The organism is Brevundimonas sp., assembly GCF_965227765.1.
Classification (GTDB): Bacteria; Pseudomonadota; Alphaproteobacteria; order Caulobacterales; family Caulobacteraceae; genus Brevundimonas.
Window position 1 is genome coordinate 2,426,052 of sequence record NZ_OZ245778.1, and the last position, 14,798, is coordinate 2,440,849.

The window sequence follows — 14,798 nt, forward strand, 5'->3', positions numbered from 1 at the left end:
AACTCCGCATCCCCGCCAGGGCGGGCGTTGGTTATCTTGCGATCCGGCGGCTGCCTGGATCCTGCACCGGGATGGCGGCCAGTTCGGGCGGCAGGGCGTCAGCGGGGTATGCCGGCACGTCCAGCGTCGCCAGCGCGACCAGGGGCACGCCCACGTCGGCGCGCCCGCCCGAACGATCGACGATACAGGCCGCAGCGACCACTTCGCCGCCCGCCGCCTGGATGGCCGCGATGCATTCGCGCGAGCTCAGACCCGTGGTGACGATGTCCTCGACCATCACGACCTTCTCGCCCGGCTCGATGGTAAAGCCGCGACGCAGTTTGAACTCGCCGCCTTCGCGCTCCACGTAGAGGGACCGCACGTTCAGGTGCCGCGCCGTCTCATAGCCAGGAATGATGCCCCCGACGGCCGGCGAGATGGCGACATCGACCGGGCCGACCGTCGCCGTGATCTTCTCGGCCAGGGCCTTGCACAGCCGCGCGCAGCGTTCGGCGTGCATGAAGACCAGGTTCTTCTGCAGGAAGACCGGGCTGTGCAGGCCCGATGACAGGACGAAATGCCCCTCGCGCAGGGCGCCGGCGGCTCGGAACTCGTTGAGGACGTCTTCGGTGTTCATGCGGGCGTCATAGCCCCTGTTCCCCGAGCGATGCTAGCCCCTGACCCGCTCCACCGTATCGACGGAGGGATTGGTGCGCAGGGCGGCCATGATCATGGTGGCGTGTTTGGCGTCTTCGACCTCGACCTCGAAATTCAGGTCGAAGAAGTCTTCCTGGCGGTGGCTGAGGGACAGGTTGCGGATATTGCCGCCCGCCTCGCCGATCAGGGTCGTGACCTGGCCCAGCACGCCGACGCCATTGCGGACCGTGGCCTTCAGCTTGGCCAGACCCAGCGCTCCCTGCTCGGCCTGCGGCGTCCATTGCAAATCCTGCCAGACACTGTCGTCGTCGGCGAAGTCGGCCAGCTTCTGACAGTCGATGGTGTGGACGGTCAGCCCCCGCTCGGGCTCCAGAATCCCCACGATCCGGTCGCCGGGCAGAGGCGTACAACACTGGCCGAAATGGATGCTGACGCCAGGGGTCAGTCCGCCCCCGCGCACGAACAGCCGGGCCTTGGCGTCCTGGATCGACTTCCTCTGATGCGCCGGCTTGATCTTGCCCATCAAGGCTGGGAACAGGGTCTCGGCGACCTTCACCGCCGACACGCGCCCGCGCCCGATGGCCTCCATCAGGTCCGCCTCGTTGGCAATGGCCAGGACTTCCAGCACAGGTGTCAGCGATACTGCCTCCAGCGACTTGCCGGCCTTGACGATGGTCTGTTCCAGGGTGGCGCGGCCCAGGCGCATGAACTCGTCGCGCTCGGCGCCCCGGATGTGTCGACGGATGGCCGACCGGGCGCGTCCGGTGATGGTCAGGGAGCGCCAGTCGGCGGGCGCCTCGCGCTTGGTTCCGCGAATGATCTCGACCACGTCGCCGTTCTGCAAGGCGGTCCGCATCGGCTTCAGCTCGCCGTTGACCTTGACCCCCACGGCCGTGTCGCCGACCTCGGTATGGACCGCATAGGCGAAGTCCAGCGCCATGCCGCCGCGCGGCAGGCTGATCAGCCGACCCTTGGGCGTGAAGACGAAGACCTGTTCAAGGTACATCTCCAGCTTGGCGTGCTCGACCCAGTCCTCACCGCCCTCGCCATGCTCCATGACCTGAACGAGGTGGCGCAGGTTCTGCAGCGGATCGCGGCCGCCGCCGGCCTCCATGGCCTCCTTGTCGAGACCATAGGACTGGTTCTTGTAGGCCCAGTGAGCGGCGACACCGTCCTCGGCGACCCGGTCCATGGCCTCGGTGCGGATCTGCATCTCGATGCGCAGGCCGCCCGGCCCCACCACTGTCGTGTGCAGCGAGCGATAGTTGTTCGACTTGGGCGTCGAGATGAAGTCCTTGAACCGCTCTGGCACCATCGGCCAGGCGCGGTGAATGACCCCCAGGGTGCGGTAGCAGTCGTCTTCGAACGGCACGATGACGCGAAAGCCATAGATGTCGGACAGGGAAGAGAACCCCACCGTCTTCCTCTGCAGCTTGCGCCAGATGGAATATGGGGTCTTCTGGCGGCCGAACACCTGGGCGGCGATGCCTGCCTCGCTGAGCACCTGTTCGATCTCGTGAGCGACCACCTCGGTGGCGCTGCCGTGCTCCAGCTTAAGAGCCTCCAGCCGCCGCATGATGGCGGTGCGGGCCGTGGGGTTCAGATGCTCGAACGCCAGCTCTTCCAGCTCGGAGGCGATGGAATGGATGCCGATGGAGCGGCCCAGCGGCGCATAGACTTCCAGGGTCTCGCGGCTGATCCGCTCGCGCTTCTCGGGCTTGACGTATTTCAGCGTCCGCATGTTGTGCAGACGATCGGCCAGCTTGACCAGCAGCACCCGCACGTCGCGGCTGATGGCCAGGATGAACTTTCGCAGGTTCTCGGCTTGGCGGGTGTGCTCGGCCTGAAGCTCCAGCCGGCTCAGCTTGGTCACGCCCTCGACCAGGACGGCGACCTCCTCGCCGAACATGCCGGCGATGTCGTCGCGCGTCGCCGAGGTGTCCTCGACCACGTCGTGCAGCAGGGCGGTGACGATGGTCGCCGTATCCAGCTTGTAGTCGGTCAGGATGCCCGCGACCTGGATCGGATGGGCGAAATAGGGATCGCCCGAGGCCCGCAACTGCGAGCCGTGCATCTTCATCGCATAGACATAGGCCTTGTTGAGCAAGGCCTCGTCGGCGGTGGGGTCATAGGCCTTGACCGCCTCGATCAGCTCGAACTGGCGCAGGATCGGAACGCGTTTCGCCGCCGGCGTTTCCCCATTCGGGGAAAGACCGGGCGGCGAGAGGGGATCATTGTTATTGGCGACGTTCTGCTGCGGCGGGGTCTTGCCGGACCGCGCCGGTTGGATCGTGATACCGTTGGCGGGTTCCGCCGTCAGTAACGTTCCTCCTGGCCGCCGTCACGGTCGCTCTGCAGGGCGCGGATCAGCTCCTGCTCGGCCATGTTCATGTGCTGAGGCTCAGCCAGCAGACCAACGATTTCAGCCTCGTCCTCGGCTTCGGTGCGCTCGTCGACGCGTTGCAGGGCGACCACGACGGTCTCCAGCAGCTCGGCGGGAATAACGGTTTCTTCGGCGATCTCACGCAGAGCGACGACGGGGTTCTTGTCGTTGTCGCGGTCCAGCGTCAGCGCAGCGCCATTGGCGATGGCGCGGGCACGGTTGCCGGCCAGCAGGACCAGACCGAAGCGGTTCGGGACCTTCTCGATGCAGTCTTCGACGGTAACGCGAGCCATGGGAATCCTTCGGGGTCGTCGGGAGAACCGCGCCCAATACAGGTAAGAGCCGATTTGTGCAACGCCACACTGATATCACAGGGCGGCGAATCTGAGGCGGCTCAGCCGATCAAGCACTCCGGATCGACCATGGCCCGACCGGGAAATGCGATTGATGCGCAGACGGAGTGCGCTTGCAGACCTTGAACAGCGTCGCGATGCCAGAGATTACTGAGGACGATTTCAACAGCGGCGGCATCCGTGCGCTCAATGAGGTCACCGCAGAAACAACACGCGCGCTTCAACAGCATCGTCAATCTCCCAAAGGCCGGGCGTCTAGGCCGACGGTCGTCGTCTTCGCCAGCACAGACGCCTTGCCGCCCCCCGGATGCTTCCACTCCGGTGCGATCTCGGCCAGCGGCCCCATGACGAACAGTCGGTCGGCGGCGCGCGGATGGGGCAGGATCAGGCCGTTGCAGTCGCCGCTCTCGCGACCATAGGCGATCAGGTCCAGGTCCAGGGTGCGCGGCGCGTTCTGGGTCGAGCGCTGGCGCCCGAACGCCTCCTCGATCCGACCCAGGGCGGCCATCAGGGCGTGGGGATCGTGCGCCGTCCTGACGATGACGACGCCGTTCAGGAAGGAGGGATCGTTCGGATCGGGCCAGGCCTGCGAAGTCCACCACGAAGACCGCGCCACCACGTCTATGCCTTCGGAGCGGAACCGCGCCAGGGCCGCCTCCAGCGCCTCGCGGCAGGACGACCAGACGCCCTTGTCATTGCAGCCCAGGGCGACGATGACCGCATCATCCAGATCCCCATCGCCGTCGATATTGACGGAGACCGGACCCTCATCATTCGTCGAGGCGCTGCTCATGACCCTTTATCCGACCGATCGCGTCGCCCTGTTCATCGACGGGGCCAATCTCTATTCGGCGGCTCGGGCGCTGAACGTCGATCTGGACTTCAGAAAGCTGCTCGGATCGTTCCGCCAAGAGGCCGTCCTGGTGAGGGCCTATTATTACACGGCCGTGGTCGAGGGCGAAGAGTTCTCTCCCATCCGGCCGCTGGTCGACTGGCTGGGCTACAACGGGTTCCGGATGGTGACCAAGCCGGTCAAGCGCTTCACCGACGCCTCCGGCCACAGCCGCACCAAGGGCAATATGGATGTCGAGATCGCCGTCGACATGCTGGAGATGGCGCCCCACCTGGATCACATGGTGCTGTTCTCCGGCGACGGCGACTTCCGCAGGGTGGTCGAGGCGGTTCAGGCCAAGGGCGTGCGGGTCACCGTCGTCTCGACCCTGAAGTCCCAGCCGCCGATGATCGCCGACGACCTGAGGCGTCAGGCGGACGCCTATATCGACCTGACGGATCGCGATGACTGGGTCCGGCCAAAGACGAGCGCGCCCTCGCCGTCCGTACGGACCTTCGACGCGACCTAGCCCTTGTCTCGCATCAGCCGGGCCTTGTCCCTGGCCCAGTCGCGGTCGGCCGAGGCCTCGCGCTTGTCGTGCAGCTTCTTGCCCTTGGCCAGGGCGATCTCGAGCTTGGCCTTGCCGTCGTCGTTCAGATAGAGCCGGATCGGGATGATGGTCTGGCCGTCCTTCTGGACGGCGCCGATCAGCCTATCGATCTGCTTGCGGTGCAGCAGCAATTTCCGCGGCCGGCGCGGCTCGTGGTTGAAGCGGTTGGCCTGGGCATAGGGCGGGATGTCGGCGTTGATCAGGACGATCTCGCGCCCCTCCACCGCCGCATAGGATTCGGCGATATTGGCCCGGCCCATGCGCAGCGCCTTGATCTCGGTGCCCAGCAGCATGATGCCCGCCTCGATATTGTCCTCGAGGAAATAGTCGAACTTGGCCCGCCGGTTCTCGGCGATGGTCTTGGCTTTGGTGATCGGAGCCTTGGCGGCGGCCGCCGCCTGCTCCTTGGTCGTGGCCATCAGATCACTCCGGCCGCCACCAGGGCGGCGTCGATGCCCGGCTTGGCGGCGTCACAGGTCGGCAGCATCGGCAGGCGCATCTCCTCCGAACACAGACCCAGCTTGGCCAGTGCGTATTTGGCGGGTGCGGGCGAGGCGTCGAGGAACAGGGCCTTGTGCAGGCCGATCAGACGATCCTGCCACGAGCGGGCGGTCGCATAGTCCCCGGCGGCGGCGGCGTTATACAGCGCGACCATGGCCTCGGGCGCGACGTTCGAGGTGACCGAGATCACGCCCGTTCCCCCATGCGCCATATGGCCCAGGGCGCTGTGGTCGTCGCCCGACATCAGGTCGAACTGTCCGCCATTGGCGCCGATGTTGGCGTGCATCCAGCTGACGCGGCTCATGTCGCCGGTGGCGTCCTTCAGCGCGACGATATTGGGATGGGCGGCCAGATGGGCGACGTTCTCGTTCGACAGATCGACGCCGGTGCGCGCCGGCACATTGTAGAGGATCAGCGGCAGCTCGACCGCGTCAGCGACCGCCTCGAAATGCGCCACCAGTCCGGCCTGGGACGGGCGGTTGTAATAGGGGGTGACGACCAGGGAGGCGTCGGCGCCGCAGGTCTTGCCGTGGCGGGCCAGGTCGATGGATTCATAGGTCGCGGGCGAGCCTGCGCCGGCGATGACCTTGATGCGTCCCGCCGAGGTTTCGACACAGATCGACGTCACCCGTTTGTGCTCCTCGATCGTCAGGCCGCCGCCTTCGCCGGTCGTGCCGACGGCGACGACGCCGTGGACGCCAGCGGCGATCTGGCGCTCCAGCAGACGAATGAGTGCATCTTCGTCCACGTTTCCGTCACGAAGAGGTGTGATCAAGGCGGTGATCACGCCCTTGAACAAGGGGGCGGTCATTGGAACAAGTTACCTGCGTGGAGAGTCGGCGACACGCGCCGATTGAGAGACGCGAGAGGGTAGGTTGCCGGTCGTCGTACCGCAACTGCGTTGAATGGGGATTGGAAAAATCATGCTCGTGACGACCCTGGCGGCCGCTATGGCCCTGCTCGCGCCCGTGCAGCAATCCACCACCGCCTATCTGAACGGAGCCACCCCCTATGAGGCTGCGCCCACCCCGGTGCAGAGCGGCGGGACCTATCAGGCGCGGGTGCTGAGCGACGCCGACACCGCCGCCTTCCGCCGTGGTCTGGCGGCGGCGCGGGCGCGAGACGTGATCGGAACCCGCAACGCCATCTCGGGCATAAACGACCCCACCGCGCGCAAACTGGTCGAATGGGCCCTGGTCGACACCTCGGCCTCGCAACTGTCCTACACCGAGCTGGCCCAGGACAATCAGGCCCTGAACGGCTGGCCGCGCGCCGACACACGCCGTTCGGCGGGCGAGATCGCTCTGGACCGGGCCGGTATGGGCCCCGACGCCGCCCTCGCCTTCTTCCAGGGATCGGCGCCGACGACCTCGGCAGGCGCCATCGCCCTGGCCTCGGCGCTGGAACAGACCGGCCGTCAAGCCGAGGCACGCGCCTTGATCACCGACTGGTGGCGGACCCGCTCGTTCGAGGAAGCCGACCAGAGCCGCATCCTGAACCGCTGGAGCGGCTGGCTCAGCCAGGCTGACCACGAGGCCCGCCTCAACATGCTGCTGCTGGGCCCGCATGGTCCGGCCACGCGCGCCATGGTCAACTACGTCTCGCCGGAACGGGCGGCCATCGCCAACACCGTCATGGGCCTGCGCACGGCCTACAGCCCCGACGCCATGCTCGCCAGCCTCAGCCCGTCCCAGGCCACCGACCCGGCCGTGGCGCTGGAGCGGGTCCGCATCCTGCGCTCGGCGGGGCGTCAGAGCGAAGGTTTCGACCTGCTGCGCTATCTGCCCGCCGCTCCTTCACACAAGGAGGGCCAGGACACCCTGTGGAGCGAGCGCCGCAACTATTTCCTCGATGCGCTGGAGCGTCGCAACTGGCGCGCGGCCTATGACGCCATGGCCGGTCACGGCTTCCCCGGCGGCGACCGCAAGGTGGACGCCGAGTTCTTCGCCGGCTGGGTCGCCCTGACCAAGCTGAACGACCCGCGCCTGGCCGCCACCCATTTCGAGAACCTGCGCAACGTCTCCTCGACCCCGATCACCCAGGGCCGCGCCCTCTACTGGCTGGGCCGCGCCTATGAGGCCTCGGGCGATCAGGCAGGCGCCCAGCAGTGGTACCGGGCCGGCGCCCAGCACATCCAGACCTTCTATGGCCAGCTGGCGGCCGAGAAGGCGGGCTACACCTCGATCACCCTGCCCGCCGACCCCCAGCCCACCGCCGCCGACGTCGCCGCCTTCGAGAACAACGAGGTGGTCCGCGCCATGCGCATCCTGGGCGAGACCGGCGAGATGAGCCTGTTCCGGGTCTTCGCCTATCAGCTGGACGACACCGTTCCCAACCCGACCGACCTGGCCCTACTGATGGATACGGCGCGCGGCTATGGCGACGGGTTCGCGGCCATGATGGTCGGTCGCGCGGCCAGCCAGCGCGGCGTCCTGATGCCCGAGCGCATGTATCCGATCCGCATCCCGCCCTCGGTCGGGGGCGCCGCCCCGCTGGAGTTCACCCTGGCCATCACCCGTCAGGAATCCAGCTTCGACCCCCGCGCCCGCTCCGGCGCCGATGCGCGCGGCATGATGCAGTTCCTGCCCGCCACCGCGTCCGGCGTCGCCCGTCGCCTGGGGATGTCCTATTCGGCCGAGCAGCTGTGGGACCCGGACTACAACATGACCCTGGGCAGCTATCACCTGGGCGAGCTGATGGGGAATTTCGGCGGGTCCATGCTGATGACCACCGTCGGCTATAACGCCGGTCCCGCCCGCGCGCCGCAATGGGTGGCCCGCTGTGGCGATCCGCGCCAGAACGCCGAGGCCGCCATCGACTATATCGAGTGCGCCCCCTTCACCGAGACGCGCAACTACATGATGCGAGTGATGGAGAATATGAGCGTCTACAAGGCCCGGCTGAACGGCGGCACGGCGCCCCTGACCCTGTCGAACGACATCTCGCGCGGCGCCCTGCCCGGGCCCAGACCCTACCAATAGGCCTCAGCCGATCCGGGTCGCATCCAGCAGCGGCCCGGACGGCGTCTCGACCCAGCGCCCGCTGACGCCGAAGACATCGCGCAGCACCTCGGGCGACAGGGCTTCCAACGGCGGCGCATCGGCGACCACCCTGCCCGCCTGAAGCACGATAATCCGGTCCGCCCAGCGCGCCGCCAGCGTCAGGTCGTGCAGGCTGACCAGAACCGCTTGGCCGGACCGCGCCCGCCCCTTCAGCCGGTCCAGCACCAGGAACTGCGCGTCCGGGTCCAGTCCGGCAATCGGCTCGTCGGCCAGCAGAGCCGGCGCACCGGACACCAGCGCACGGGCCAGAAGAATGCGCGCGCGCTCGCCGCCCGACATATCCGCGACGCCGCGATCCGCCAGATGCCCGGCCCCGACTTCATCCAGCGCCGCCTTAGCGCGGAGCAAACCATCCGCCGCACTCAGGAAGGGCGCGCCCAGGGCGGCGACCTCGATGGCGGGCATATTCCAGGCGATGCGGCGTTCCTGAGCCAGATAGGCGGCCCGTTCTGCGCGAGCACGCTCGGACAGCTTGGTGATGTCCTCGCCTCCGAGCCGGGCCTGACCCGCGTTCAGAGGCAGAAGCCCCAGGGCCGCGCGGATGGCGCTGGACTTGCCCGCGCCGTTCGGACCGCACAGGGCCACCGCTTCACCCACATTCAGGCTCAGATCGACCCCGTCCAGTACGACACGGTCGTTCAGCCGCGCGACGGCGCCCGTCAGCTCGACCGGGATCACGATCGCCATTCCCGCGCCGCGCGCCAGGCGATCAGCGCGAACAGGGGCGCGCCGATCAGGGCGGTGAAGACGCCCAGCTTCAGCTCCTGATCCGTCGGCGTGATCCGCGCCAGCAGGTCGGCCAGCACCAGGATCAATCCGCCCGCCAAGGCCGAGGGCAGCAGCAACCGCCCCGGATCGCCCCGCACCAGCCCCCGCACCAGATGCGGCGCGGCCAGTCCGACGAAGCCGATCACCCCTGCAACCGCCACGGCCGCGCCCGCTGCGACAGCCGCCGCGATCAGGGCCAGCATCCGCATCCGCCGCATCGGCAGGCCGGACACGGCGGCGGCCTCCTCGCCCAGCACCAGCATCCGCAAGCCCGGCGCGGCCAGGAGGGCCAGGCCTCCGGCGACCAGCAGCGGCGGGGTGACCCAGGCCACGTCGATCCAGCTGCGGTTCTGCACCGACCCCAAGAGCCAGGACATGACCTCCGCCTGGGCGATCGGCGATGGCGACAGGTTGAAGATCAGGGCTGTTACGGCGCCCGCAAAACTGGACAGCGCCACCCCAAACAGGATCAGGGCCTCGGGCGACCTCAGTCGGACCTGGGCCGCTACCAGCATCAGCCCGGCCAGCCCAGCCCCCGCCAATGCCGAGATCTCGACCGCTCCGGGCAAGGCGGCAGCGCCCAGTACGATGGCCAGGGCCGCGCCCAGGGCGGCGGTCGCCGACACGCCCAGCACGCCCGGATCGGCCAGCGGATTGCGCAACAGCCCCTGCAAGACCGCGCCTGCCAGCCCCAGCGCCGCGCCGACCATGACGGCGCAGACCGCGCGCGGCGCTCGAACTTCCCACAGCACCTGCCAAGGTCCAGATCCCGGCTCAGAAAAGGCCTGAGAATATTGAGCGGCGCTCAAAGCCACCTCGCCCCCGGCGGTGGCCAGAGCGATGGCCCCGAGGATGGCGAGCAGCAACATAAGGTTCAGGCGCGTGACCGTCACGGCTTGGCGGCCATCATCGCCACGCCGTCGGCGGCGAACCAGGCGGGACAGGTCAGGACCGCCGCCGACAGGCTGGCGACCGTGCGGGTCCGGCTGGCCCGACGCACCACCGGATGCCGCCCCGCCCCACGCCAGTCCGAACGCAGTTGGTCGAAGAAGCCCAGCACGAATTTCAAGGCCGGTTGAAGGGCGATCCGCTCGACGCTGAGCGGGCCATAGCCTGGCCGGTTTGCGGCGTTCACCAGTCCTGCGGCGGCGAACATGGCATTGATCAAGGTCCCCTCGCCCGCCGTGAACCCGCCTGCGGTCAGATACTGGGCCGAGGCCTGCTTGCCACGACTTGACCGCGCCAGCTTGGCGTTCATGTCGGCGACCAGAGCCTCGCCCCTTTCACCGGCGTTCAAGCCTGCCGCCACCCGGCGCACATTGCCTCGGATGCCGTCGAAATCGGTGGCGTCATCGATGGTCAGCACCGTGACGCCACGCCGCGCCAGCTCGATCAGCAGACGCGGTTCCCCGCCCCAGTAACGCACCACCACGTCCGGCCGAAAGGCGACGGCGGCCTCCAGCGTGGCGCGTGTCTGGCGTCGCCCCAGCGCCTCGGCGCGCATCCAGGCGTCCGGGTCGTCGGCGCGGGTGGACAGGGCGAGATCGGCCTGAGGCGCCAGAGCCAGCACATACTGATCCGCACACTGATCCAGCGACATGACGCGCAGGCCGGCATCGGCCTCGGCGGCGCCGGCGAGCAGGGTGACAATCAAAGCCGCAAGGATGACCCGTCCCGGTCTCACGTCCGCAGCAGGCCGACGAACAGGGCGTCGATCATGGTCCGGGTCAGGACGGCCGGCTCGACCCAGCCGAAATAGGGTTTGGTGATGACCAGGGACACGATGCCGTGGACCCCGCCCCACAGGACCTGGGCCGCCACGCTGGCCTCCGCGTTCAGATTGCCCGCAGCGGCGATCTCTTCCAGCACCTGTTCGAACGAGCGGAACAGCTCGCCGCCCATCTGCTGGGCCGCGCTTTCCGCACCGTCGCGGGCCTCGACCGGTCGGGTCAGATAGATCAGCCGATAGGCGTTGGGATTGGCGAAACCGAAATCGACATAGGCTTCCAGCATCGCCCGCAGCCGATCCTGGGCCGGACCATGATCGGCCATGATCCGCTGGTTGCCGCTGATCAGCTGTTCGAACGCCCCGCGGCAGATCTCGTGCAGAATTTCGCTCTTCTCGGAGAAGTGCATGTAGAGGGCCGTGGACGACAGCCCCACCTCGTCTGCGATCTTGCGGATCGTCGCGCCCTCATAGCCGTGCTCGACGAAGATCCGCTCGGCGGCGGCCAGAATTTCCGCACGGCGAACATGGCCCTCGCCCTTGGGCTTTCGCCCCGAGCGGGAGCCGGGTTCGGACAAGGCAGACGGGGTCGAAGCGCTGGACAATCGCGAACTCCGGGAAGGGACGTCCTGAATAGCGGCATTCACGCGGCGACGCCAAGTGTCGCGCCCTCAGACCTGGATTTCCACGCTGTGGCCACGACCAGGACTTAAACCCCAGGACTTGCGAGATACCCTGTTCGAGCTTAGCCGTTGCACCTATGGGTTGCGCGGACATGGGCACAGGCGAGGCTTACCGTGACGCGTCGGCACACGGTGCTCTGCGGCGCAGCCTCTCGCCGTTCCAGATCGTCGTCATCCTCAGCCTGACCCTGGCCGTCGCGGCCATGGCGATACGCTCGCCCCGACTGCCGTGGGATGTCGCTGTTTTTGCTTTCCATCTGGCCTTTTTGGTCTGTGGAGTCTGGAGGGTTCTGCTGGTTGTCGCCGCCCGGCCGAGCCCGACGCGACCTCTGGCTGCGGCGCCCGACATCTGGCCCCGCTACACCATCCTGGCGGCCCTGCATGACGAGGCCGACGTGGCGCATCAGTTGATCTCGCGTCTGACCGAGATCGACTATCCTCACGACCGGCTGGAGGCCCTTCTGCTGCTTGAAGCGCACGATCTGGAGACCCTGGATGCGGTGATGGCGGCGGATCGGCCCCGTTGGATGCAGGTCATCGTCGTGCCCCCAGGCTCGCCCGGCACCAAGCCCCGCGCCCTGAACCACGGCCTGGCCCGGGCCACGGGCGACCTGGTCGTCATCTATGACGCCGAGGACGACCCTGACCCCTTGCAACTTCGAGAGGCGGCCGGGCGCTTCGCTGGCGACGGCGCGGGACGGCTGGCCTGTCTGCAGGCGCCCCTGCGGATACGCAGCCGCTGCGGCAGGCCCAATGCGCTTCAACGGCAGTTCGCCGTGGAATACGCTGCTCTGTTCGAAATCACCCTGCCCGCCATGGCGCGGCTGGGCCTGCCCTTTCCGCTGGGCGGGACCAGCAATCACTTCCGCACGGACGTGCTGCGAGCCTTGGGTGGTTGGGACGCCTATAATGTCACCGAGGATGCGGATCTGGGTTTTCGCCTCTGGCGCAGGGGCTGGCGTCTCGATGTCATTCGCCGACCAACCTATGAGTCCGCGCCCAATGGCGTCGAGATATGGCTGCCCCAGCGAACGCGCTGGCTGAAGGGCTATATGCAGACCTGGGGCGTTCATACCCGCACGCCCACGGGCCTTGGTTGGCGCGGCGTCGCGGCCCTGGTGATGAGCCTGGGTCTGGCTCTGGTCAGCGCCGGGATGCACGCGGTCGCCATGGCCTGGGTGACGATGTCGCTGGTCATGGCCGTGGCGGCGGGCGCACCGCCGACGGTCGGCGCCTTCTCCCTCAGCGTCATGATCCTGGGCTTGGCGGCGGCCTGGCTACAATGCGTTCTCGGTGCACGAAAGGCCCATACCCCCTATTCCGCCGCCGACATGATCCTGGCCCCGCTCTATTGGTCGATGCTCAGCCTGGCCTTCGCCCATGCCGCCTGGCGGTTGATCCGCGAGCCCTACGCCTGGGACAAGACCCCGCACCAGCGCGACCCCATTCAGGTCGAAGACACCGACGCCGGCCTCGCCGCGCCTGATCTACTGGCCGCTGGACGACGGGCCGCCTGAACCCTAATCACCGGGGCATGGCCCCCACACTGTCCACTACCCCCGAAACCCTGCTGACCACCGGCTGGTCCGACTACGCCCTGCTGGACAGCGGCGATGGCAAGAAGCTGGAGCGGTATGGCCGCCACACGGTGCTGCGACCCGAACCCCAGTGCTTCTGGCGACCGCGCGATCCCGACGCCTTCGGCCGCGCCGACGCCGTGTTCGATCCCGAGGACGAGGACGAGGCCGGACGCTGGCGGTTCTCAGGCAAGCCCATCGACCAGTTCCCCCTTGGCTGGGGCGATGTCCGCTTCCACGGCAAATTCACCCCCTTCCGCCACCTGGCCTTCTTCCCCGAACAGGCCGCCAACTGGCAGTGGCTGGATGGACGGATCCGCAGCCTGAACAAGCCCAAGGTGCTCAATCTCTTTGGCTATACCGGCGTCGCCAGCCTGGCCGCCGCCGCTGCGGGCGCCGAGGTCACCCACGTCGATGCGTCCAAGAAGTCCGTCGCCTGGGCCCGCGACAACGCCGAGCTTTCGGGCATGGGCGGCGCCCCGATCCGCTGGATCGTCGATGACGCGCGCAAATACGTCGCTCGCGAGGTCCGGCGCGGCTCGAAATATCAAGGCATCATCCTGGACCCGCCCAAATACGGACGCGGCCCGACGGGCGAGGTCTGGCGCCTGTTCGAGGACATGCCGGCCCTGCTTAAGGACTGCGCCGCCCTGCTGGACGACGACGCGTCCTTCCTGCTGCTGAATGCCTATGCGGCGCGGATTTCGGGCCTGTCCCTGGCCCATCTGATGGCCGAGGCCACCCATGATCGCGGTGGCCGCATCGACTGGGGCGAACTGGCCCTGTCCGAGGACGCGCCCCTGAACGGCGTCGATCCCCGCGCCATCGGCCTGAGCTTCTTCGCCCGCTGGTCTGCCAAATGACCGAGCGAGAGATCACATCGCTGACCAACGACACGGTCAAGGCCGTGCGCGCCCTGCATATGCGCAAGGAACGCGAGACCACCGGCCTATTCCTGGCCGAGGGGCTGAAGTTCATCGGCGAGGCGCTGGACCAGGGCCGCACGCCCAGGACCCTGCTGGTCGGGATGGAGGCGCGGCCCCATCCCCTGCTGGACCGCGCCAGGGCCGAGACCCGCGCGGCGGGCGGCGAGATCGTCGTCGTCACCCATCCGATCCTGGAAAAGATCAGCCGCCGCGAGAACCCGCAGACGGTGCTGGCGGTGTTCGAACAGAACTTCACCCCCCTGTCGGCCCTGAACCCGAAATCGGCCCCTTGCTGGGTGGCGCTGGAACAGGTGCGTGATCCGGGCAACCTGGGCACCATCATCCGCACCGCCGACGCCGCCGGATGCGGCGGGGTGATCCTGATCGGCGACTGCGTCGATCCGTTTTCGGTCGAGGCGGTGCGGGCGACCATGGGTTCGGTCTTCGCCGTGTCGATCTCGAAGGCCTCGCCGACGGAGTTTCTGGCCTGGCGCGAGACCTGGCCGGGCAGCGTCATCGGCACCCGGCTGGATGCGACCACCGGCTATCGCGACGCGGCGATCCAGACGCCCGCCCTGATCCTGATGGGCAATGAACAGGCCGGGCTGACCGACGAACTGGCCGCCGCCTGCGACGTGAACGTCAAGATCCCCATGCGCGGTCGCGCCGACAGCCTGAACCTGGCCGTCGCCACCGGCGTCATGGTCTATGCGGTGACGGATGCGGCCTAATCACTGGCGC

The 14,798-nt window shown here is 67.7% G+C and carries 15 protein-coding genes; 5 read left to right on the top strand and 10 right to left on the bottom strand.

From position 1 onward, the window contains the following. Positions 1 to 31: 31 nt before the first annotated feature. The 4 genes from pyrE to folK form a co-directional block, all read right to left on the bottom strand. Complete coding sequence (gene pyrE, locus ACO05L_RS11730; RefSeq protein WP_421729353.1) at positions 32 to 616, bottom strand: orotate phosphoribosyltransferase; 585 nt, start codon at positions 614 to 616, stop codon at positions 32 to 34. A gap of 33 nt (positions 617 to 649) precedes the next feature. Beyond that, on the bottom strand, positions 650 to 2,716 hold the full coding sequence (locus ACO05L_RS11735; protein ID WP_421731685.1) for a RelA/SpoT family protein: 2,067 nt from the start codon (positions 2,714 to 2,716) through the stop codon (positions 650 to 652). Positions 2,717 to 2,952: 236 nt separating this feature from the next. Then, positions 2,953 to 3,312 (bottom strand): DNA-directed RNA polymerase subunit omega, encoded by a 360-nt coding sequence (rpoZ, locus tag ACO05L_RS11740; RefSeq protein ID WP_421729354.1) that lies wholly within the window; start codon positions 3,310 to 3,312, stop codon positions 2,953 to 2,955. A 292-nt stretch (positions 3,313 to 3,604) separates the two neighbouring features. After that, positions 3,605 to 4,165 (bottom strand): 2-amino-4-hydroxy-6-hydroxymethyldihydropteridine diphosphokinase, encoded by a 561-nt coding sequence (gene folK, locus ACO05L_RS11745; protein ID WP_421729355.1) that lies wholly within the window; start codon positions 4,163 to 4,165, stop codon positions 3,605 to 3,607. Here folK and ACO05L_RS11750 point away from each other — a divergent pair. After that, positions 4,164 to 4,733, top strand: a complete 570-nt coding sequence (locus tag ACO05L_RS11750) for an NYN domain-containing protein (protein WP_421729356.1) — start codon at positions 4,164 to 4,166, stop codon at positions 4,731 to 4,733. The two genes, folK and ACO05L_RS11750, sit on opposite strands and share 2 nt — an antisense overlap. Here the strand turns inward: ACO05L_RS11750 and smpB are convergent. Both smpB and dapA read right to left on the bottom strand, forming a co-directional pair. Continuing rightward, positions 4,730 to 5,233 carry an SsrA-binding protein SmpB gene (gene smpB / locus ACO05L_RS11755; protein ID WP_421729357.1) on the bottom strand — a complete coding sequence of 168 codons (504 nt, stop codon included), beginning with the start codon at positions 5,231 to 5,233 and terminating at the stop codon, positions 4,730 to 4,732. The two genes, ACO05L_RS11750 and smpB, sit on opposite strands and share 4 nt — an antisense overlap. Continuing rightward, complete coding sequence (gene dapA / locus ACO05L_RS11760) at positions 5,233 to 6,126, bottom strand: 4-hydroxy-tetrahydrodipicolinate synthase (RefSeq protein WP_421729358.1); 894 nt, start codon at positions 6,124 to 6,126, stop codon at positions 5,233 to 5,235. The genes smpB and dapA overlap by 1 nt, the downstream gene beginning before the upstream one ends. 112 nt (positions 6,127 to 6,238) lie before the next feature. Here dapA and ACO05L_RS11765 point away from each other — a divergent pair, with 112 nt between their 5' ends. Then, entirely contained in the window at positions 6,239 to 8,296 is a 2,058-nt protein-coding gene (locus tag ACO05L_RS11765) for a transglycosylase SLT domain-containing protein (RefSeq protein ID WP_421729359.1), read from the top strand. A 3-nt stretch (positions 8,297 to 8,299) separates the two neighbouring features. Here the strand turns inward: ACO05L_RS11765 and ACO05L_RS11770 are convergent, their stop codons facing one another. From ACO05L_RS11770 to ACO05L_RS11785, 4 genes are read right to left on the bottom strand one after another with little or no spacing between them, the layout of a single operon-like run. Further along, the gene (locus ACO05L_RS11770; protein ID WP_421729360.1) at positions 8,300 to 9,064 is read right to left on the bottom strand and encodes an ABC transporter ATP-binding protein; all 765 of its coding nucleotides are present in this window, start codon (positions 9,062 to 9,064) and stop codon (positions 8,300 to 8,302) included. After that, positions 9,052 to 10,038: a FecCD family ABC transporter permease gene (locus ACO05L_RS11775; RefSeq protein ID WP_421729361.1), complete on the bottom strand. Its 987-nt coding sequence runs from the start codon at positions 10,036 to 10,038 to the stop codon at positions 9,052 to 9,054. Before ACO05L_RS11775 ends, ACO05L_RS11770 begins: the two co-directional genes overlap by 13 nt. Then, positions 10,035 to 10,829, bottom strand: coding sequence for an ABC transporter substrate-binding protein (locus ACO05L_RS11780; protein ID WP_421729362.1), 795 nt, complete (start codon positions 10,827 to 10,829; stop codon positions 10,035 to 10,037). Before ACO05L_RS11780 ends, ACO05L_RS11775 begins: the two co-directional genes overlap by 4 nt. After that, complete coding sequence (locus ACO05L_RS11785) at positions 10,826 to 11,476, bottom strand: TetR/AcrR family transcriptional regulator (protein WP_421729363.1); 651 nt, start codon at positions 11,474 to 11,476, stop codon at positions 10,826 to 10,828. Before ACO05L_RS11785 ends, ACO05L_RS11780 begins: the two co-directional genes overlap by 4 nt. A gap of 170 nt (positions 11,477 to 11,646) precedes the next feature. On the opposite strand from ACO05L_RS11785, the gene ACO05L_RS11790 reads away from it, so the two are divergent. From ACO05L_RS11790 to ACO05L_RS11800, 3 genes are read left to right on the top strand one after another with little or no spacing between them, the layout of a single operon-like run. Continuing rightward, positions 11,647 to 13,071, top strand: a complete 1,425-nt coding sequence (locus ACO05L_RS11790; RefSeq protein WP_421729364.1) for a glycosyltransferase family 2 protein — start codon at positions 11,647 to 11,649, stop codon at positions 13,069 to 13,071. Positions 13,072 to 13,088: 17 nt separating this feature from the next. Beyond that, positions 13,089 to 13,994: a class I SAM-dependent methyltransferase gene (locus ACO05L_RS11795; protein WP_421729365.1), complete on the top strand. Its 906-nt coding sequence runs from the start codon at positions 13,089 to 13,091 to the stop codon at positions 13,992 to 13,994. Continuing rightward, a complete protein-coding gene (locus ACO05L_RS11800; protein ID WP_421729366.1) occupies positions 13,991 to 14,788 on the top strand; it encodes a TrmH family RNA methyltransferase in 798 nt (265 codons plus the stop codon). Before ACO05L_RS11795 ends, ACO05L_RS11800 begins: the two co-directional genes overlap by 4 nt. The last annotated feature ends 10 nt before the right edge of the window (positions 14,789 to 14,798 follow it).